Annotated in this window: 10 protein-coding genes and 1 pseudogene; 6 read left to right on the top strand and 5 right to left on the bottom strand. The window is 62.2% G+C overall.

All coding sequences use genetic code 11. The annotated features are described in order from the left end of the window. Positions 1-70 precede the first annotated feature (70 nt). Positions 71-247: pseudogene (locus tag LMG28727_RS34940) on the top strand (IS5/IS1182 family transposase); the annotation flags it as partial. A gap of 474 nt (positions 248-721) precedes the next feature. Here LMG28727_RS34940 and LMG28727_RS26130 read toward each other — a convergent pair. Beyond that, on the bottom strand, positions 722-871 hold the full coding sequence (locus LMG28727_RS26130; RefSeq protein ID WP_201645199.1) for a hypothetical protein: 150 nt from the start codon (positions 869-871) through the stop codon (positions 722-724). Between the two features lie 92 nt (positions 872-963). On the opposite strand from LMG28727_RS26130, the gene LMG28727_RS26125 reads away from it, so the two are divergent. Both LMG28727_RS26125 and LMG28727_RS26120 read left to right on the top strand, forming a co-directional pair. Further along, positions 964-1,731: an SDR family oxidoreductase gene (locus LMG28727_RS26125; RefSeq protein ID WP_201645198.1), complete on the top strand. Its 768-nt coding sequence runs from the start codon at positions 964-966 to the stop codon at positions 1,729-1,731. A 27-nt stretch (positions 1,732-1,758) separates the two neighbouring features. Beyond that, positions 1,759-2,046, top strand: a complete 288-nt coding sequence (locus LMG28727_RS26120; protein ID WP_236592357.1) for a hypothetical protein — start codon at positions 1,759-1,761, stop codon at positions 2,044-2,046. 272 nt (positions 2,047-2,318) lie between these two features. On the opposite strand, the gene LMG28727_RS26115 is transcribed toward LMG28727_RS26120, so the two are convergent. Beyond that, positions 2,319-3,860 (bottom strand): methyl-accepting chemotaxis protein, encoded by a 1,542-nt coding sequence (locus LMG28727_RS26115; RefSeq protein ID WP_201645197.1) that lies wholly within the window; start codon positions 3,858-3,860, stop codon positions 2,319-2,321. 812 nt (positions 3,861-4,672) lie between these two features. Here LMG28727_RS26115 and LMG28727_RS26110 point away from each other — a divergent pair. Further along, positions 4,673-5,689, top strand: a complete 1,017-nt coding sequence (locus LMG28727_RS26110; protein WP_201645196.1) for a DNA-binding protein — start codon at positions 4,673-4,675, stop codon at positions 5,687-5,689. Between the two features lie 950 nt (positions 5,690-6,639). After that, positions 6,640-15,246, top strand: coding sequence for a GH36-type glycosyl hydrolase domain-containing protein (locus LMG28727_RS26105; protein ID WP_201645195.1), 8,607 nt, complete (start codon positions 6,640-6,642; stop codon positions 15,244-15,246). Between the two features lie 203 nt (positions 15,247-15,449). On the opposite strand, the gene LMG28727_RS26100 is transcribed toward LMG28727_RS26105, so the two are convergent. The 3 genes from LMG28727_RS26100 to LMG28727_RS26090 all read right to left on the bottom strand — a co-directional run bounded on the left by LMG28727_RS26100 (position 15,450) and on the right by LMG28727_RS26090 (position 20,664). Further along, positions 15,450-15,767 carry a hypothetical protein gene (locus LMG28727_RS26100; protein WP_201645194.1) on the bottom strand — a complete coding sequence of 106 codons (318 nt, stop codon included), beginning with the start codon at positions 15,765-15,767 and terminating at the stop codon, positions 15,450-15,452. 268 nt (positions 15,768-16,035) lie between these two features. Next, positions 16,036-18,354, bottom strand: a complete 2,319-nt coding sequence (locus LMG28727_RS26095; RefSeq protein WP_201645193.1) for a sigma-54-dependent transcriptional regulator — start codon at positions 18,352-18,354, stop codon at positions 16,036-16,038. Between the two features lie 1,284 nt (positions 18,355-19,638). Next, a complete protein-coding gene (locus tag LMG28727_RS26090) occupies positions 19,639-20,664 on the bottom strand; it encodes a DMT family transporter (protein ID WP_201645192.1) in 1,026 nt (341 codons plus the stop codon). A gap of 267 nt (positions 20,665-20,931) precedes the next feature. Here LMG28727_RS26090 and LMG28727_RS26085 point away from each other — a divergent pair, with 267 nt between their 5' ends. Then, a complete protein-coding gene (locus LMG28727_RS26085) occupies positions 20,932-21,078 on the top strand; it encodes a cold shock domain-containing protein (protein ID WP_201645191.1) in 147 nt (48 codons plus the stop codon). The last annotated feature ends 32 nt before the right edge of the window (positions 21,079-21,110 follow it).

Raw genomic sequence — 21,110 nt, 5'->3', positions numbered from 1 at the left:
GTTAGGAAACCGTCGGCTATCGAGTTAATCGAGTTTCGGCGATCCACGTGTTTTAACACCGGCTGGGTCAATTGTTGCCAGTCGCATACAAGAAAAACAGACGTTCGCAGCGCGGCATCGCATCGAAAAGATGCCGTTCACGAGACGGCTTGCGCCGGACTTCGAGACTGTAGCCGACTTCCGTCGTGACAACGGCATCGGCATCGGCATTCGTAACGTGGGTCGCCGCTTCGTGATGCTGTGCCGCCGTAACCTGACGGTCAACTCTCGATGACCGCTCCGGACGAACGCTCCATGACGACGAGCGATGAGGACCGCGCATGGTGGGCGACAACGTCCAGGTGATGGTCAAGGTCAACCCTCTCTCGTCGTAGCTCACGAGGTCACACATTCTTGCAGTGAGCTTGCACTGCTCACGCCTGCTGCGACGCCTCGCTCAGGAGCCGAACGGGACGCCCGTCTGTCCATCGTTCCAGACAAGCCGGAGTGGCCGGCAGGCCGGCCGCGACGGAGCACCTCAGCAATCTTCGCCGGGATGTCGCACGCGGCGGGCGGCGCGTCACGTTGGGCGTGCGTCGCCTGCTGCAAGTCCTCTGCACGTTCGCGCGAGTCCTTCGAGGGGCATCCCTGGTGGCACAGATTCTCGACCGTACCTATTTTCTACATCATACGTATGACATAGAGCGCGAGTCGTGGCAACGCTACACAGGCAGATTCTGAATCAGTTGCGTGAGAAGATCTGCCCGTGCCGCAGGCCGCGGAACACGCCGCGCTGACGCTCATTTAGCGCGCCGAGCAGAATTTCAAGGACCGCGCCGCCTTGAACACCACCGCTAACGATCAACCGGCCCGACATAATGTCGTTGCGCACGCAGCGCATCCAACCCACTTTGAAACCCGACGATCAAAGTGATCGCGACGGACGCACTCGCGCCTTCTTTCTGACCACACAGAGGACCCAGCATGTTTCAACTATTCGATCTGACCGGCCGCACGGCACTCGTCACTGGCTCGGCCCGCGGCATTGGCTACGCGCTGGCAGAAGGATTGGCAGCGGCGGGCGCCAGCGTCGTGATCAACGGCACGCGAGCGGACACGGTCGCTGAATCGGTCAGCAAGCTGACCAGCATGGGCCACAAAGCGCAGGGGCGCGCTTTCGACGTCACCGACGAAGCGGCTGTCGCCGATGCCTTCTTGCAGTGGGACAAGGACGGTGTGCAGGTCGACATCGTCGTGAATAACGCCGGCATCCAGTTTCGCAAGCCGCTTGTCGATCTCGAACTGCGCGACTGGCAGCGCGTGATCGATACCAATCTGACCAGCGCGTTCATCGTCGCGAAGCAGGCGGCGCGACGCATGATTGCACGCGGCACCGGCGGCAAGATCATCAACATCGGCTCGCTGACAAGTGAGGCGGGGCGCGCGACGGTCGGCGCGTACACCGCGGCGAAGGGCGGCATCAAGATGCTGACCCGCGCAATGAGCGCCGAATGGGCGGTTTCGAACATCCAGGCGAACGCGATCGGTCCGGGCTACATCCTGACCGACATGAACAAGCCGCTGATCGAAAACGCCGCCTTCGATGCATGGGTCAAGAGCAGCAACCCTTCGCAACGCTGGGGCAAGCCTGAAGAGCTGGTCGGTACCGCGGTATATCTCGCGTCGGCTGCATCGAGCTATGTGAACGGTCAGATCATTTATGTCGACGGCCGCTGGCTGGCCGTGCTTTGAAGCTGTTTTGAATGCCGGCCTGCAGGAGTGCAGCAGAACAAAAAAACGACTCGCTCGCGGTCAACCGTTGCATACGCTGTACCGATCCGGAGCCATCATGGAAAGCGTCAAACCCGCGTTGCCTCGCGCAATTTCGGTTTGCAGGAAGGGTGGGGTACCGAGCCGCCGAACTTCGTGATCCGGGAACGCAAAGGTCCGCGAGCCGCATTGCTCGATGTCTTTCCTGGACTGCCAGAATTTCGCGACAGCTATGTCTATGCCAATGATCGACCGGGACGAGGCGTGGATATCGACGAAGCCGAGGCGGCGAACTAGCTGTGTGTGAATACTGTCACGACGTGGACCCAAACGAGATTGAAAGACGGGACGTTGCAAACACTGTGATCTTTGCCGCGCGGCGTACTCGGTGCGGCGTTGCCCCTCGCGGTTTAGCATTCTTTGCTACAAGCCGGCAGGCGTCGATCAATGAGTTCTGGATCTAGATCGCGAGTGGGCAGACAAAGGGCACTCCCATTCAGCGCACCGTGCGGTTGACAGTACAACACGGCGCGCAGCAACTCTCTCCTCGGTTCAGCGCTTCACCGTGCTCAACTTTCCAGTCGGAACACGGCCACCGTCGTGCGCAGTCTTGCTGCCTGCTCATCCAGCGAGGCTGCGGCCGCCGCAGCCTCTTCAACCAGCGCGGCATTCTGTTGAGTCACCTCGTCCATCTGCGACACGGCCCGATTCACCTGTTCGATGCCCGTGCTCTGCTCGACCGATGCCGCTGCGATTTCGCCCATGATGTCGCTGACACGCCCGATCGAATCGACAATCTCGCGCATCCGCTCGCCTGCGACGGCTACCTGTCCCGTCCCGTCATCGACGCGTGCCACCGACGATTCGATCAGTTCCTTGATGTCCTTGGCCGCCGACGCGCTGCGCTGCGCCAGCGTGCGCACTTCACCGGCTACGACCGCGAAGCCGCGCCCTTCGTCGCCTGCTCGCGCGGCTTCGACTGCCGCATTCAATGCGAGGATGTTGGTCTGGAATGCGATCCCTTCAATCACGCTGATGATCTGCCCGATCTTGCGCGATTCGCCCGCGATGTTCTGCATCGTGCCGATGACTTCGTCGACCGCGCTACCGCCGCGCTTCGTCGCATCCGAGGCGAGCACGGCCAGTTGGCTCGCCTGACGCGCGTTGTCCGCATTCTGCTTTACCGTCGCCGTCAGCTGTTCCATGCTCGCGGCCGTTTCCTGCAGCGACGCCGCCTGCTCCTCCGTGCGTTGCGAGAGATCCGTGTTGCCTTGCGCGATCTCGCCGGAGCCGGTCGCAATCGAATCGCTGGTGCGTTGAATACCCTGCACCAGCTCGCGCAATTTCAGACGCATCTCGCCGAGCGCATACAGCAGGCTGGATCGATCCGAAGGCGAGATGCGGATATCCGCAGCGAGATTGCCGGCCGCGATCTGCGCAGCGAACGCTGTGGCATCGGCCGGTTCGCCACCGAGCGCACGCGTTACGCTGCGCGTCATGAGCCACGCCATTGCGCCGACCGCGACGAAGATCGCCGCTGCAATCGCCATCAACGTGCGCGCGAGACGCCAATAGGCGGCGTTGATGTCGTCGTAGAAGAAGCCCGTACCTATCCACCAGCCCCATGCGGGTACGGCGACGACGCCTTGCAGCTTTGCTTCCAGCGGGCCGTCCTGCGTGCGCTTGATCAGCACGTCGACCAGTGCGATGTGCTGTTTCGCCAGACCTTGCGCATAGGCTTGCGTGTCCGTCAAATTGCCGATGGTCGTCCGGTTGCCGCCGGTCTTCGTGCCGATCAGATTCGGGTTCGGATGGACCAGGTTGATGCTGTTGGTATCGGATACCCAATAGTAACTTTTGCCGTCAGCATTCAACTGACTCAACGCCGCTTTTGCTGCGGTCTGTGCGTCGTCGCGGCTCATTTTGCCGCCTGCTTCTTGCGACTGGTAGTACAGCGTCAGATGCTCGGCTTTGGCCAGTAACGTAGTGATCTGAGCTTGCCGACTCTCGATGAGGGCGTTATCCAGTTGGGACAGCGCGATCGCTGCGATACAGACCACGCCGGCCAGCGCAGTACTGACGAGGATGAGGAGCTTTGTCGAGACTTTCATTTGGATCGAGCGCACACGGCGCATAGCTTAAATTTTAACTAGATGGTTCATATATCGACCTGTTGGGGCAGACCTTTAGCTTTCGTTGCTGTCTGTTGAAAAGAGGGTGGGCAAACGGTTTGCCTGCAAGGTGTTCTCCTCGTTCCGTGGCAGACAACTGCTCTCAATGCGCAACTAACGGTCATCAGCGGAGGCGTCTTCACAGCGACGCGGTGGTGATTCGGCGGCAGATGCTTGGTAGCGGGTTTCGCATGCCTCGTTCGGGCGCGTCACGCCACCAAGCGTGCATTACTCCAATACTCGCAATTCAGCTGGCGACAAAGCCTTCTCGAACAGGAAACCCTGCGGTTCATCGAACGTCTTCCGACAAAGCGGTGGGGCGATTGCTCATGCATGAAAAGCGACGGCGCGATTGCTTAGGCATGAACGACTGGCTTCAATGCGTGAGCTGTTGGAGGTCGACTTGCTGCTCAGATGGTTGAAGAGCCCGCGCGCACGACGTTCAGATCATTGCGCGCCGGGCCGGTAAATTCGCGTGGGCGCTGCGGTCGGTGCCGACGATGCTGCGGAGCCCGCTCAGAATGTCGAGACACGCAATTGACTGGGCGATACCGAGGGGATGATCGGGGAGGGAGAGCGTGTGCCGCCGAGCGGAGGACTTCGCATAAAGAAGCATAGCGAGCGGCGATTGCTAGTGCTGAATACTCTGTTCAGCACGACATTATACGCCTAATGTCGTGTATAACTACAAAATAGTTAGATATGTAGCGTTTTACGTAGTAATATATGAGAACCAAAAACCGATCTCTGCCATGAATCCCGATCTTTCCCCTGACGCTGCACTGGCCGCCGACATCGAGCGCCTGAAGCTCTCACATCCAAAAACGCGCGAGTTGTACCGCGAGGTGTGCGCGCTGCTGTTCTTCCGTTATGGCATCACGCCGACCGCGAACCGTCTCTACCAGCTAGTCCGGCGGGGCAGCATGGGCACACCTACCGAGGTACTCAGCGAGTTCTGGACCGAGTTGCGCGAGAAGAGCCGAGTGCGCATCGAGCATCCCGACCTGCCAGCCGATCTCGGTGCGGCCGCCGGCGAATTGGTGGCGACCCTCTGGACGCGCGCTACCGAGTCAGCGGCCACCGCGCTGGATGCGCTGCGCAATGAGGTCGAGAGCGCAAGGGCGGACGCGCAGCTGTCGGTGGCCGCAGCCCGCGATGAGCTCGGTCGGGTCGAGACTGCGCTCGAACAGCGCACCGGGGCGCTGCTTGCCGCCCAGGTTGAAGTACGGGAGCTGGAAAAGGCGCAGGCCGAAGGCCACGCGCAGCGTCAGGCACTTGAGGCGGAGCTGGAACGCGGTCGGTCGACGCTGGCTGCGCGCGATCGGGAACTGGTGGAGGTGAGGGAAGGTTTTTCGCGCGACCTCGACAAGCTGCGCGAAGCCGTGGAGCGGGCCGAGGAACGGCTACGCGCGTCCGAGAAGAAGGCGCTTCTCGAAATCGACCGCGAGCGCGGCGCCGCGTCGAAGCTGCAGAAGGAACTCGACGAGACGGCGCGCCGCGCGGAGCAGAAAGAGGCCGAGCACCGTCGGGCGGCCGAAATCCTGCAGACGCAACTGGGCGAAACGCGTCATCAGGCAGGCGTGCTGCAGGGACGGCTCGACGCCGTTCAGGCAGAGAACACGCGCTTGCAGTCAGACGTCATGGCGTTCCGGGAAGCGCAGGCGAGTGAGCGGGCTGCGCCTGCCGCGGACCGTCGAACGCCACGTGCGACGCGCCTCGCGCGCAGCGTGCCGGCCAAACCGCTCACACGTCGGAGAAAGGCAATATAGGGATCTCAAACGTAACGCTACGGGCCGGCCTGCAAGGCAGCAGTTCAGGCGACAACGCGATTCATCACGTCAGTCGTATTGGCCGGCTGGGAGAAAAGAAAATATTCTGGAATGCAGAAAATCGGCGAGTCATCGGCGAGTCAAGCGGTGTCCCTCGTGAACAAGAGATGTCGCGACGGCAGCATACGCGATATTCGTCGCCGTTGAGTTGGCCGGCCTCGTCCAGAACACATGGACAGGGCGCTCGAAAAATATAAATCGCGACAGAGTCACCGGATGCGCTCACACTGGGCGACATGGCTGTCGCTTTCGCGACGGGCAAATCTGGGGAAACATATTGGCGAAGAGCACGATGCGCGGTAATCGCGAGGTTAAATAACCCAAGCAACCCAAAAAGGTGGTCTCTCCTGCAGCAGGCGCGTCCTCGGCGATTGCGTCGAAGACTGTCGTGGCCAGCGCACCAGCCAAGAAGAAATAGCAGGCACCCCGGGCACATCCGTGCCCTTTCTGCTCCGCGCTTTCTGGGTGTTCAGCCGGGGCCTGCGTCGACAGAGCGGTGCAGAAGCTCCTGCCCGTGCCCCTCATTCAGAGCCGCATCGGTCTGATCGAAGCTCATCCGACGTTTTTTGTACATCGCTAAACCGCAGCTACCGGTTGGCGGGTGGGCGCGCGTCATCGCCGACCATGCCCGCACAAGCCATATGCCTGCCTTTTCGCCCTGACGGTTCCTCGCGCGTCCACCCGCACCCGTGAATCAAGCCACACCCCGGAGGCTTGCATGTACGCGACGCGTGTGGCGCTGCCTCCCCGAAGGAAGATCCGATCATGTCCCAACTCTATGAGCCGTCCGTCGCTACTACGATGGCAAACGATGTGCGCGCCACTAACATGACACGCCACTGCGACCAATCCACCCCACCGAACTCGCCGACATCGCAGGAAGTGCTCCTGTGAAAACGATCCTTCGTTATATCGCGAGACATCGGTCACCGTCGCCGCCGTGGACTGACATCGCGCCAGTGCGCGAAGAGCTGTTCGGCGTCGAACGGCTCGAGCAACACGCGGAGAGCCTCGCTGCCGCACAACCGGTCACGAAGACCCCGCCTGCCGTTTTGTCGCTGCACACAAGGCTGAGCGACAACGCTACAGTCCTGCTCGCGGCCTACCGCGCGAGCGCCGACGAACTGGAGAGCGGCCGGGGCGTGGTGCCCGCCGCGGAATGGCTGCTCGACAACTATCACCTCGTCGAGGAGCAGATCCGCGAGATTCGCGACGACTTGCCGTCCGGTTACTACCGTCAGTTGCCCAAGCTTGCCGCGGGCCCGTTCGCTGGGTATCCGCGCGTATTCGGTCTCGCGTGGGCGTTCGTTGCGCATACCGACAGTCACTTCGACCCGCAGATCCTGCGGCGTTTCATCAACGCGTATCAACGGGTTCAGCCGCTGACAATCGGCGAATTGTGGGCCGTAGCGATTACGTTGCGGATCGTGTTGATCGAGAACCTGCGACGCCTGACCGACCAGATTACCGCTGGCCGCAGCGCACGCGCCGACGCCGATGCGCTCACCGACCGTCTGCTCGAATCGGGCAGCGCCCGTTCGGCGCTCGAAGCGGACATTTCCACGCGCTCCTCAGGCCTGTTGTCCGAGCTATTCGCCGCACAACTCGTCAAACGGCTGCGTGACCAGGATCCACGCACCACGCCGGCGCTTGGCTGGCTGGAAGAGCGGCTTAAGCTACAAGGCGCCTCCGTCGATGAAGTCGTGCAACATGCGCAGCAGCGACAGGGCGCGTCGAATGTCACCGTGCGCAATGTGATCACCAGCATGCGGCTGATTTCCGACATCGACTGGACGGAACTGTTCGAGAGCGTGAGTCTTGTCGACGCGCGGTTGCGCGCGGACAGCGGCTTTGCCACGATGGATTTTCCGACGCGTAACCTGTATCGCAGCGCGATCGAGCAACTGGCGCGCGGTTCGTCCTTCACCGAACTCGAAGTCGCCGGGCTAGCGCTGGAATCGGCACAGGCGGCACTGCTCGAAGCAGGTGATGGCGCACATGCGGAACGCGCCGGCGACCCGGGCTACCACCTGATCGCTGAGGGCCGGCGAGCGCTGGAGCGGGCGATCGAATTCCGTCCGCCGGCGCATCTTCGGATCACGCGGTTTAACGTTCGCCTCGGCATCGGCGGCTACGTCGGCACGATCGTGACGCTCGCCCTGACGTTACTGGCGCTGGCGTTGTGGGCACTGTGGACACTGGTGCCGCAGGGTCTCGATGTTTGGGTACTCGCGCTGTTTGCCGTATGCGGATTCCTGCCCGTCACCGAAGTCGCGACCGCGCTCATCCATCGCGCGGTGACATGGAGTTTCGGTGCAATCACGTTGCCGGCTCTTGAACTGAGTGCCGGCGTGCCGTCTTCATTGCGCACACTGGTTGCCGTGCCGACACTTCTGACGAGCGAAGCCGATCTGCGCGAGCAGGTCGAACGCCTCGAGGTGCATCATCTCGCGGGAGCCGGTGGCGACCTGTCCTTCGCGTTACTGGCGGACGGGCTCGATGCCGATCAGGAAGTGCTGCCCGGCGATGCGCATCTGCTTGCCGTGGCCGCCGACGCCATCGAAGCACTGAACCGCCGTTACGAGCCAGGCCCCGGCGGCAGCCGTTTCCTGCTGCTACACCGCCGCCGCGTGTTCAACGCGAGCGAAAACAAATGGATGGGCTGGGAACGCAAGCGTGGCAAGCTGCACGAACTCAACCGCCTGCTGCGCGGTGCGACGGATACGACCTTCATGTCGATCGCCGGCCGTGCACCGCAGGTGCCGCCCGACGTGCGCTACGTGATCACACTCGACGCCGATACGCGTCTGCCACGCGACGCCGCGCTGCGGCTGATCGGCAAGATGGCGCATCCGCTGAACCGGCCGACATTTAGCGATGCCGATCAACGCGTTGTCAATGGGTACGCGATTCTGCAGCCGCGTGTCACGCCGTCGTTGCCTGTCGGCCAGGAAGGGTCACTGCATCAGCGCGTCTTCTCCGGCCCCGGCGGGATGGACCCGTACGCGGCGGCCGTGTCCGATGTCTATCAGGACCTGTTCGGCGAAGGGTCGTATACGGGCAAGGGCATTTACGACGTCGATGCATTTGAAGCGGCTCTGCGTGGACGCGTGCCGGAAAACGCACTGCTCAGTCACGATCTGTTCGAGGGGATTTTTGCGCGCGCCGGACTGGCGTCGGACGTCGAGGTGGTCGAAGAAGTGCCGTCGCGTTATGACGTGATTGGCAAGCGGCAGCATCGCTGGACGCGTGGCGACTGGCAATTGCTGCCGTGGATCGTCGGCTATCGCGGCCGGGACCGACACGCGATGCCGTCGATTGGCCGCTTCAAGATGCTCGACAATTTGCGCCGTTCTTTGCTCGCCCCCTTCATGATTGCTGCGCTCGGCCTATGCTGGCTGATGCCGATCCGCGCCGGGATCGCAGGCGCGCTGCTGGTGCTAGGTGCGCTCGCGATTCCCGCTTTCCTGCCGACGCTGTTCGCGATCCTGCCGCGCCGCAGCGGCATCCATCTGCGCAATCATCTGGACGTGCTGGCCGCCGACGTGCGGCTCGCCGCCTTGCAGACCGTTCTGTCGGCCGCGTTTCTCGCTGACCAGGCGTGGCGCATGGGCGATGCGATCGTCCGGACGCTGATACGGCTGTTCGTGACGCATCGCCGGCTGCTCGAATGGACCACCGCCGCGCAGTCGAAGGGCAGCCCTCGTCTCGATCTGCGCGGCTTTTATCGGCAGATGACAGGCGGACTCGTGCTCGGCCTGGTGCTGCCGGCTGGTGCGATCGCGTTCGCACCGTCGCACTGGCCGCTGGTGGTGCCGTTTGCGCTGTTATGGCTCGCCGCGCCAGCGCTCGCGCTGTGGTCGAGCCGGTCGCCGACCGTCGCGCGGCGTTTCTCGATGGCGGAACCGGACGCACGCAGCCTTCGCCTCATCGCGCGGCGCACGTGGCGTTTCTTCGAGACCTTCGTTACGCCGGCAGAGAATATGCTGCCGCCCGACAACTTCCAGGAAGACCCGAAGCCAGTCGTCGCACACCGCACTTCGCCGACCAACCTTGGGCTCTATCTGTTGTCGGCGATTGCGGCGCGGGATTTTGGCTGGGCGGGGACGATGGAAACCGTCGAACGGCTCGAAGCGGCGTTCGCTTCGATGCACAAGCTCACGCGTTTCAAGGGGCATTTCTATAACTGGTATGGGACGCTCGATCTCCAGGTGCTGGCGCCGGCGTATGTTTCGTCGGTCGATAGCGGCAATCTGGCCGGTCATCTGATCGTTCTCGCCAACGCGTGCGAAGAGTGGCCGCATGAGTTGCTCGTCCCGGCTGCGCGGCCAGGATTGATGGATAACCTGCAACTCGCGCATGAAGCTATCGACATGCTGCCCGCTGCAGGCGGTGAACGTGGCCGACAACTGGTTGCGATCCTCGATGAGATCAGCAAACAGTTGCAGGGCCCGCAGACGTTCGAAGCGCTGTTGCCGTCGCTCACGCGGCTGACCGAAAAGGCCGCGAAGGCAACGCGTGAACTGGTACCCGCCGGCGGCGACGATAATTCGGCCGACCTGATGTTCTGGATCGACGCGTTGAGCAAAAGCGTGGTCGAACATGCCCGCGACCGGCAACAACTCGCGGAGGCACCGGATCTCCTGCGGGCACGCTTGAAGTCGCTCGCCGATACGTCGCGGGCGATGGCGCTCGACATGGACTTCGCGTTCCTGCTCGATCCGGAACGCAAGCTGCTATCGATCGGCTATTCGCAATCCGATAACAGTCTCGACCTGAACTGTTACGACCTGCTGGCGTCCGAAGCGCGCCTCGCGAGCCTGTTCGCCATCGCGAAAGGCGACGTGACGACGCGCCACTGGTTCCGCCTCGGTCGCGCTGCGACGCCGATCGGCAACGGCTCGGCGCTGATCTCGTGGTCGGGGTCGATGTTCGAATACCTGATGCCGTCGCTGGTGATGCGCGCACCTGTCGGCAGCCTGCTCGAACAGACGAGCCGTCTGGTGGTGGAACGGCAAGCGTCGTATGCGCGTTCGCTCGGCATTCCGTGGGGCATTTCGGAATCGGCGTACAACGCACGCGACATCGAATTTACCTACCAGTATTCGAATTTCGGCGTGCCCGGTCTTGGCCTCAAGCGGGGGCTATCGGAGAACCGCGTGATCGCGCCGTATGCAACGGGGCTAGCCGCGATGGTCGACCCACAAGCCGCGCGAGAGAACTACGCACAACTCGCCGCGCTTGGCGCGCTGGGTCGCTATGGTTTCTACGAAGCACTCGATTTCACCCGCTCGCGGCTACCGGACAACGAGGATGTCGCGATCGTGCGCAATTTCATGGCGCATCACCAGGGCATGACGATCGTGTCGATCGCGAACACCTTACTCGACGCGCAGATGCGTGCGCGTTTCCATCGCGAACCCATGATCCAGGCGAGCGAACTGTTGCTGCAGGAACGTATGCCGCGCAATGTCGCCGTTGCCCATCCCCGGGCCGAAGAAGTGAACACGTCGGCCGTTGTTCCCGGCGTCGTGGCGCCGACCGTACGGCGCCTCGCGGCGTCGGTTGTGGCCAGCGCAGCGCCAGTGACACACCTGCTGTCGAATGGACGCTACGCGGTCATGTTGACGGCGACCGGCGCCGGCTACAGCCGTTGGCGCGATATTGCCGTGACACGTTGGCGCGAAGACGTCACCCGCGACAACTGGGGCTCCTTCATTTTCCTGCGCGATACGCAGAGTGGCCAGGTGTGGTCGGCAGGCGCACAGCCGGCGGGTAGCGAAGCCGAGTACGAAGAGGTTGTGTTCGGCGAGGACCACGCGGAATTCATCCGCCGCGACGGCTCGTTGACAACGACGATGGACGTACTGGTTTCTGGTGAAGCAGACGGCGAAGTGCGCCGCGTGTCGTTGGCGAACAGCGGACGCCGTGCGCGCGAGATCGAACTGACTTCCTATGCCGAAATCGCGCTCGCGACGCCCGCCGCCGACAATGCCCATCCGGCCTTCTCGCGGATGTTTGTCCAGACCGAGCACCTGGCCGAATTCGGCGCGCTGGTGGCCACGCGCCGTCCGCGTTCGCAGGACGAAAGCCAGATGTGGGCGGCGCATTTCGCGATTGTCGACGGCGAGATCGTCGCCGATCCGCAATACGAATCGGATCGCGCCCGCTTTCTGGGCCGCGGTCGCAATGCGGGCACAGCGGCGGCGATCTTCGACGATCAGCCGCTGACCAACACCGCCGGCACCGTACTCGATCCCGTCTTTGCACTCAGGTATCGCGTGCTGGTGCCGCCGGGCAAGGTCGCGCGCGTAACGTTCTGGACCGTGGTGGCCGAGTCGCGAGCGCTGTTGCTCGATCTGATCGACAAACACCATGACCGCAACGCGTTCGATCGTGCCAAAACGCTAGCCTGGACGCAGGCTCAGGTGCAGTTGCGCCATCTCGATGTCGAAGCCGAAGAGGCGGCGGATTTTCAGCGCCTCGCCGCGCCCGTGATCTACGCCGATGCGCGTTTCAGGGCACCGTCGGACACGATCGTTCGGGGGGCCGGCCCTCAGTCGGGACTCTGGGCACACGCGATCTCCGGCGACCTGCCGATCGTGCTGCTGCGTATCGATGACGTCGAGGACATCGCGCAGGTCCGGCAATTATTGAGGGCCCACGAGTACTGGCGGATGAAGCGACTGGGCGTCGATCTCGTCATCATCAACGAACGGGCTTCGTCGTATATCCAGGAGTTGCAGGGTGCGATCGAAACAGCGGTGCGCAGCAGCCAGTTGCGGCCACGTTTTGGCGAAGAGCTCGCGCAAGGGGCAGTCTTTACGCTGCGCGCCGATTTAATGAGCGTGGAGGCGCGTGCGCTGCTGCAATCGGTCGCGCGTGTTGCGTTGATCGCGCGTCGCGGTTCAATCGCCGACCAGCTCGCCCGCTTGCCGCAGTCGCAGGGCCAGCCGTTGGCGCAGCGCCGGCAGAAGCCGCCGATGTCGTCGCCATGGCCCGCGGCGCCTCGTCCGTCACGCGCGCTTGCGTCGATTCCGTCGGGGCTCGAGTTTTTCAACGGTCTGGGCGGCTTCGATAAAGACGGCCGGGAATATGTGACCGTGCTTGTGGCGGGTGCGACCACGCCCGCACCGTGGATCAACGTGATCGCGAACGCTGGCTTCGGCTTTCAGGTCGCGGCAGAAGGCAGCGGCTACACGTGGGCCGCGAACAGCCGCGAGAATCAACTCACGCCGTGGTCGAACGATCCGGTCGAAGATCCGGCCGGCGAAGCCATCTATGTGCGCGACGAAGTCTCTGGCGATGTGTGGGGCGCCACCGCGTCGCCGATCCGCGACGGTGGGACGTATGTCGCGCGTCACGGGCATGGCTACAGCCGCTTCGAACACGAGGCGAATGGCATCGCGCTTGACTTGCTGCAATACGTGCCGCTCACCGACCCGCTGAAGATTTCCCGGCTGACGTTGCGCAATCTGTCCGGTACGCCGCGCCGTCTGTCCGTGACGACGTGGATGGAATGGGTGCTTGGCACATCGCGCGGCGCATCGGGGCCCTCCATCGTGACGGAAATCGACTCCGCTACCGGCGCGATGCTGGCGCGCAATCCGTGGACCATGGGGTTCGCAGGCCACGTCGCGTTCGCCGACCTGGGCGGCCAGCAGACCGCGTGGACGGCGGATCGTACCGAATTTCTCGGCCGCAACGGCCGGACTGCGGCACCCGCCGCGCTGACTGGCAACGCGCCACTGTCTGGCACAACTGGCGCGGGTCTAGATCCCTGTGCGGCGTTGCAGCGCGTGATTGAGCTGGGCGTGGATGAGAGCGTCGAAGTGGTGTGGTTCGTCGGGCAATGCGTTGGCATCGAAGAGGCGCGGGCGTTGATCGAGCGCTATCGCAACGCGGATCTCGACGCGGTCCTCGCCGAGGTGACGAGTCAGTGGCACAGCGTACTCGGTACCGTCCAGGTGAAGACCCCCGACCGCGCGATGGATCTGATGCTAAACGGCTGGTTGCTGTATCAGACGCTCGCGTGCCGCGTCTGGGCACGCTCGGCGTTCTATCAGGCGAGCGGCGCGTATGGGTTCCGTGATCAGTTGCAGGACGGCATGGCGTTGACGCATGCGCAGCCGGACGAGACACGGCGGCATCTGCTGCGCGCCGCGGCGCGGCAGTTCGTCGAAGGCGATTTCCAGCACTGGTGGTTGCCCCAGTCGGGGCAAGGCGTGCGCACACGGATTTCCGACGACCGCGTGTGGCTCGCGTTCGCGACGGCGACGTACATCGGCTGCACGGGCGACGTCGCGATTCTCGATGAGATCGTGCCATTCCTCGATGGACCGCCTCTGCAACCCGGCGAGCACGATGCGTTCTTCCAGCCGATGGTTGCCGATGAATCAGCGTCGCTGTTCGAACATTGCGCGCGCGGCCTGGATCAATGCATTGAACTGACCGGCGAGCATGGCTTGCCTCTGATCGGCACGGGTGACTGGAACGACGGCATGAACCGCGTCGGCGCGCAAGGCAACGGAGAAAGCGTTTGGCTTGGCTGGCTGCTATTGCGGACGATCGAATTGTTCGCCCCGCTGGCTCAATCGCGCGATGCGGCTTCTGTTGCGCGCGCGGCAGGCTGGCGTGCTCATGCGGCCTCGGTGCGCGAGGCGCTGGAGCGTGACGCATGGGACGGCGAATGGTATCGCCGCGCGACGTTTGACGACGGCACGTGGCTTGGCTCGAAAGACAGTGACGAGTGTCAGATCGATTCGATCGCACAGTCGTGGGCGGTCCTGTCAGGCGCGGCAGAGCCGGCGCGTGCGGCGCTGGCGATGACGTCGCTGGAAAAACACCTTATCCGTCGCGACGACGGGCTGGCGTTGCTGTTCACGCCGCCGTTCGATAAAACGTCGCACGATCCAGGCTATATCAAAGGTTATCCGCCGGGGCTGCGTGAAAACGGCGGGCAGTATAGCCACGCGGCGATGTGGGCGATCCTCGCGTTCACCAAAATGCGTGACGGCAACAAGGCTGCTGCGCTGTTTTCACTGCTTAATCCGGTCAATCATGCACGCACACCGACGGAAGTCGAGCGCTACAAGGTCGAGCCCTATGTCGTTGCCGCCGATGTCTATTCCGTGGCGCCGCATGCCGGCCGCGGTGGCTGGACCTGGTACACGGGATCTGCTGGATGGATGTACCGGGCGGGTGTCGAAGGAATTCTCGGGATTTGTCGCGAGGGCGATTTTCTTGTGATCGATCCTTGTATTCCGGACACGTGGCCGGGCTTTGAAGCAACAGTGACGATGCATTCGACGCGGTATAAGATTCGCGTCGAATCCGCGGGCGAGGCCGGCGTCATGCGCGTGGTACTCGACGACGCGAGTCTCGAATGGGGTAATGAACGGGTGCGCGTGCCGCTTGATGGCGGGTCGCATAGGCTCCTGATTTCACTTTGCTGCGGCGTGAGTGAAGACGTGAACTCGGGCGCGCAAGTCGCGTGACGAATCAGGCATCCGTGATCGAGTAAGACAGTCAAACAGGGGTGCGGTGGCCGGCTTACCCCGGACAGGATTGGATCTGTGGCGAGCCGCCATCAATTGCCATCAGGCCGAACATTGCGCGCGTTGTATTGCGGGCTTTCTGGGCGCGCTGGTGACGACATTAATTCGGGCGCGCCGATTGGCCCAGCTCACTGATGCCGACGTTACCGTGCGGCGGGCGCGGAAACGTCCTTGAGTTGATCCAGCAGAGACTGAAGTCGTCGGGCCTGAGCAGGGACGATCTGCGGAGTGGACGCAATTCGCCGTACCCGGTCGAGCCAATAACCTCGACCGAACACGGCGATGTTGCCGTCGACGGCAACGGCGAACTCGAGGTGCGTGATGGCGCCATCGAGATTTTTTGCCCTATACGGACTTTCTAACCGCACCCCGGTTTTTGCATCCCGGCGTGTCATCACGCTTTTCGCATCTTGATTGGTGCGCTTCGGATGCTGAAGTGTTTCTAGTTCTATTGCGATCATCGTTATTTTTGCCTAGCGGTCGAATATATGCGCCACGCACGCGAATGACTTAGTGCATGGCGACCCCCGTCGTCATGTCAGTGCGGGCGAGTTCGGCCTTCTCTCAGGTTCCGAACCGCTAGCCGTATGCAACGATCGCGCCAGCGCTCCACGGCCCATCGGCAATGGGTTAACGCGGTTTCCGATAGGGCGGCGTAGGACGATTCCGTCCACGAAAAACGGGGGAGTGGTCGATTCCGGCCACTCCGGTCGGGCTTGGCGGTGTGGGCTAACGGCTCGCGCCGAGTCCTTGGGCGCTTGGTTCGATGGCAGCTTCGTGGCGCAGTTCGGCCAGCAAAGCTATAGCGTCCGCAATGCGGCCGGTCGACTCGGCCGATTGCTCCCGCACGCCGCGCGCGAGGATGTCGATCGCGTCGGCGCGGCGACCCGTGGAACGCAGGAGGTCTGCGAGGTAGCGCGCGGCATCCACGCGCGCAGGCACCGAACCGAACGCGAGCGCCGTTGAAAGGGCGGTCCGTAATCCCTGCTCTGCGGAAATCAGATCTCCGAGCGCCCACTGCGCCCGTGCGCGGGTGATCAGCAGTTCGCCAAGATGAGCGCGCTCCTGGCGGGCGAGGGTTTCGTCGATTGCGGTGGCCAGTATCGCTTCGCATTCTTCCGCACGGCCGGATCGCAGCAGCAGTTCGCCGTGCTGCCACACCTTGAAGGAGTGAAATAGCGCGCCGCCGTTGCAGACCATATGGTTGTCGTAACCGTCGAGCATGAGGACTTCGGCTTCCGCGTTCAAGCCTTGCGAACTGAGATAGGTGCCGCGGAATATCTGGCCGATACCGCGATAGAAGGCGAAGCCGTTGGCGATCGATACCGATTCAAGCTCGCTCGCAAGCGACCCACGCCGGGCCTGATCGTCGAACAGGCAGGCCAGCCACGCGGCGCCCTGCAGATCGACGACGTGCGCTAAAGCGTGCGTACCCGGCTCGCTAGCGCGCAGGATCAGCATTTCCATTGCACGCCGGGCCTGCGCGAATTCGCCGGTCTGGTAGGCGGCGAGGCCTTCGAATGTCAACGCGAGGCTCGCCAGGTCGATTCCCTGCGAACCCGTGCGCACATCGTCTTTCGTCAAGCCGAGCAGACGGCCTCGCGCGAGACAGGCGAGGGCCTCTTCGCTGTCGCCGAGCCAGTAGAGGGTGTTGGTCATAGCGACGTGAGCTTCCTCGAGTGACACGCGGTCCCCGCTGTTCTGGCCGCGTTGCAGCATCTCTTGTGCGCTCGCACGGGCCTGCTTGAGTTGGAGCGTCGTCAACTGGGTCGTCCAGATGCCGAACTGGATCGCCGCGATTTCGCCAGGCTCGCAAATCCCCGCACCGATCTCGAGCGCTGCCGCGTAGCAAGCCGTGGCTTCTGCGTACAGCCAGCCGTGCACGCTGCGCAGGCTGATGCCGAGCAGCCGGTAAGCGTTGAACTGGGCGCGACGCGTAGTGGCCTCGTCACGGCTTGTCTTCAGCAAGTCGACGCAACGCCTCAGATGAGGAATGGCCTCGGCGAAGCGCGATGCATCGATCAACTCGCTCGCATGGTCAAGGCTCTTGTGCGCTTCGCGATGGTGCTCCTCGCGCGACTTCAGGCGGCGTTCGACCGTTTTGCGTCCGACGCCGAGCAAGGTGGCCGCAGCGCTCTTGTTCCCCGCTGAGCGCTCCAGCGCGCGATCGATCAGGAGGTCTTCGGCGGCAGCGAGTTTGTCGCGTCCCTCGAGTTGCAGCAGCATGTCCGCGAGCGCTGCGCGCGAAACCGATCCGGCAGTTTCGCTAAGGAGAAATGGCTCGAGTGTGTCTGCATCGATCAGCGGCTGTTCGGCGAGCACGCTCAGTTGACTGACCAGGTTGCGCAATTGCCGGATATGACCCGGCCACGTATGGCGGCCGAGCCGGCGGATCGCGGTCGGCGAAAACTCGATGCGACGCTCCTGCTGGGACGCGAAATGAGCGACCAGCGCCGGGATGTCTTCAACGCGTTGGTCGAGTCCGGGCACGGCCAGCACGAACACCGCGAGCCGGTAAAACAGGTCTTCGCGAAATAGCCCCTGGTGCGCCAGTTCGCGCAGATCCCGATGTGTCGAGGCGACCACCCGCCCCTCGAAGCGCAGATTCGTTGAGGCGCCGACCGGGCGAAACGTCCGCGTTTCGAGTGCGCGCAGCAGCTTGGGTTGCAACGCGAGGGGCAACTCACCGATTTCGTCGAGCAGCAGCGTGCCCTTGCCGACCTGCTGCAAGAGCCCTGGACGACCTTCGCTGGCACCGGTGAAAGCACCTTTGACGTGCCCGAACAGTTCGGCCTCGACGAGGTGTTCGGGAATCGCCCCGCAATTCACGTCAACGAACGGTTGATCGTGGCGCAGGCTGCGCGTGTGAACACGGCGCGCGATCAGTTCCTTGCCCGACCCGGTTGGCCCGACGATGAGCAGCGCGTGATCGGTAGGCGCGACGCGATCGATCATTCCGACCAGTTGACGAAATGCTGGCGCCTCGCCAATGAACGCGTCGTAGTCCGCTTTTACTCCGGCAACGGGAACGAACGGGGAAGTACTCATTGCTTCGTGGGCTCCAGATAGACGCGTGGCATTGTCATTGTGATTGTGATTGTCCCAACCACCTCGATCAGTGACGCCGCAACGACTCGGTGTGTCGCGGCGCCCTCGGAATATGGTTTTGTCGAGGGCTGGTCTCTGTGCGCATATCCAACACTTCGACTTGCGATCATAGCAATCAAACGCAATACCACGGGTCTGGCGTTCGAATCAGTCTGTTTCCGTTCGCGATGGTTATCGGCAACCGCAACAGCACGCTGACAGTAGGTGTCGCCGGCGTGGGATCGCTCGCCGTCGAAGATCATGGACGCGTGATGGCGAACTTTGGAATTCGGGTGAACGGGCGCCTCTTGCTTGCCGACGGGGCGCTCGAAACGGGAAGCCTGGTCGTCGCTGCCAGCGGCTTTCTTGCTGGCACGGAAAGGCGGCCAAGGCCGCTGGCTTCAGCAACGCGGGCACCGTCACCGTGCAGCATCGATTGACGCTGATGGGCGACATCTCGAACAACGGCACGATATAAGTCGACAACGCGGGCGCGAGCCTGAAATGTGTCGGCGCATTTGGCGCGGCAGGCGATACGTGGAGGTCTGCTGCTCGGGGCAGGCGGCATCGCCTAGCTTGGAGCGGTTACCGCGGGACAGAATGTCACTTTCACGAGCAACGGAACGCTTCAGTTGCACAGTCCCGAAGCTTTCGAGGGCCTCATAGCCGGATTCTCCGCGGGTAATGTCATCGCATTGGATGCGCAACCGACGGGCGCGCTGACGTTCGGGAGTGGCGCCCTCACGTTCCTGATCAACGGATTCACAGCGGCGCGGAAGATGAGCGGCGCTTTAGGCACGACGAGCTTCGGGGCTACGCCGCTACTGGACGGCGGAGCGCTAATCAGCCATACCTGATTGCATGAGCTGTAATGAGTGGATCGACATGTTCGCAGCAGCGATGCGCCTCTCCGTTGACACGATTTAACTTGCACTGCACGCACTGAGGCAGGCAGGTTGAAGCACATTCAACCGGCACCGTCACGCTTTTACCGTCCGGGCGAAGCCTTCACGAGTCGCTGTTCCGACGAGCGACAGCGAAGGCGGTGCCGCTGATTAGAACGCGGCGCTGACAATCTCTGGGATCTCCCAATCGCCAACCCTGCCGCGTCCCGCGCGTTGTAACTGCAGCCGTCCTCTTCATTGTTTTCCGACATATCGATTAAAGTCTCAGGCGCGTGAGATCGGACGTGCGATGACTGCGTGTCCAACATTGTTCGATCGCGCCCGGCAGCCCAGATCGATTTCAGTTCACTGAGCGGGACGCCGAACACGTCGATCCCGGCACAGCGCCCGCCGCCGAATTAGAAAAACGCGAGCGCACTTGCGGCAAGCGGGTGACCAGCCATATCCCACTGCATACCAGCACGAGTGCCACCAGGTTTTTCCACTCCATGATTTTCTCGTTCAGACAGATCGCCGACAGCGCAGTACCGAATACGGGCACGAGGAAATTGAAAATGGTCACTTTGCCGACGGGGTTGTATTTCAGAAGCAAACTCCACAACGTGAAGGCCACCGCGGAGAGGACCGCCAGATACCCCAGCAACGCTGCCGACGCCGGTGTGAATCCACTCAGCGTTCCGCCTGCTGCATAACCGGTCGTCAGCAGCACGAGGCCGCCGAATCCCAACTGGTAGCCTGTCATGACCATCACGTCCATTTGCTGTGAAATGCGCTTGCCGTAAATCGAAGCGGCAGAAAGGACAAGGGCTGCAATCACGATAAAGCCTTCGCCGCGCAACGTAAATGCGAAGTCAAACAGGCCATCGCCGAAATTGACGACCATCACGCCTGCGAATCCCAGCAGGCAACCGACGGCCTTGCGAGGCGAGATCCTGTCGTTCCTGTAGATGAAGTGCGCGAGCAGCACGCTGAAGAAGGTCGTCGTCGAATTCAATATCGAGCTGCGGACGCCCGTCGTGTAAGCGAGGCCGATATAGAAGAAAACATATTGGATGGCGGTCTGCGTGAAACCCAGAAGCATCAACTGTCCGGCATGACGCCGGGTTAGATTGAATAAGGGCTTGTTCGATAATCCGGCGAGTATCAGCAATGCCAGTCCGGCGATCGCGAACCTGTATCCGGCAAAGATCAGCTTCGACGGGATGTCATTCGGCGTGATGCCCAGCAACGCATAGCCGATCTTGATTGCCGGATACGAACTGCCCCACAGCGCGCAGCATAAAGTCGCCAGCGTGATCAGCAATTTGGGTTGCGAAAAAAATTGCGCGGAAACGCGGGGTTCCGTCGTTTTTATAGAAATGGCCATGTCTCGGATGATGGTGCCGGCGCGCACGTCGTGGACTGGCCACGGGAGCAGGTCGCCTTTATTGGTTGGTCGTCGGGTCGGTTGATGACGGGAGTCAGAATTCTTCTGGCTAATTTTTCTTATACGTCATCATACAACAAGGTTTGAAAGGTTCGGGCGGTTGTCGCGATGGTCCAACTTCCGGCGGGTCGGGCGCGTGGTGCGCTTTAGGCAGGGTTCTCGCGGCGCTTTGCGAATTCGTTGGCACCCCGGTGCAGATATAGAGCAATGGGTACGGTGAAGTTGTTCAACGACGCCGGGGGTTTTGACTTCATCACACCGGACCACGGCGGCGAAGACCTCTTCGCACACTTCTCGGAAATTCAGAGCAGCGGTTTCAAGTCGTTGCAGGAAAATCAGAATGCGACGTTCTAAGTCATGCAAGGCCTGAAGGGCATGCAGGCGTC

It is taken from the genome of Paraburkholderia metrosideri (genome assembly GCF_904848625.1).
Classification (GTDB): domain Bacteria; phylum Pseudomonadota; class Gammaproteobacteria; order Burkholderiales; family Burkholderiaceae; genus Paraburkholderia; species Paraburkholderia metrosideri.
Note: the sequence above shows the minus strand (reverse complement) of the source record. Positions and strands in the feature narration are given on the sequence as shown.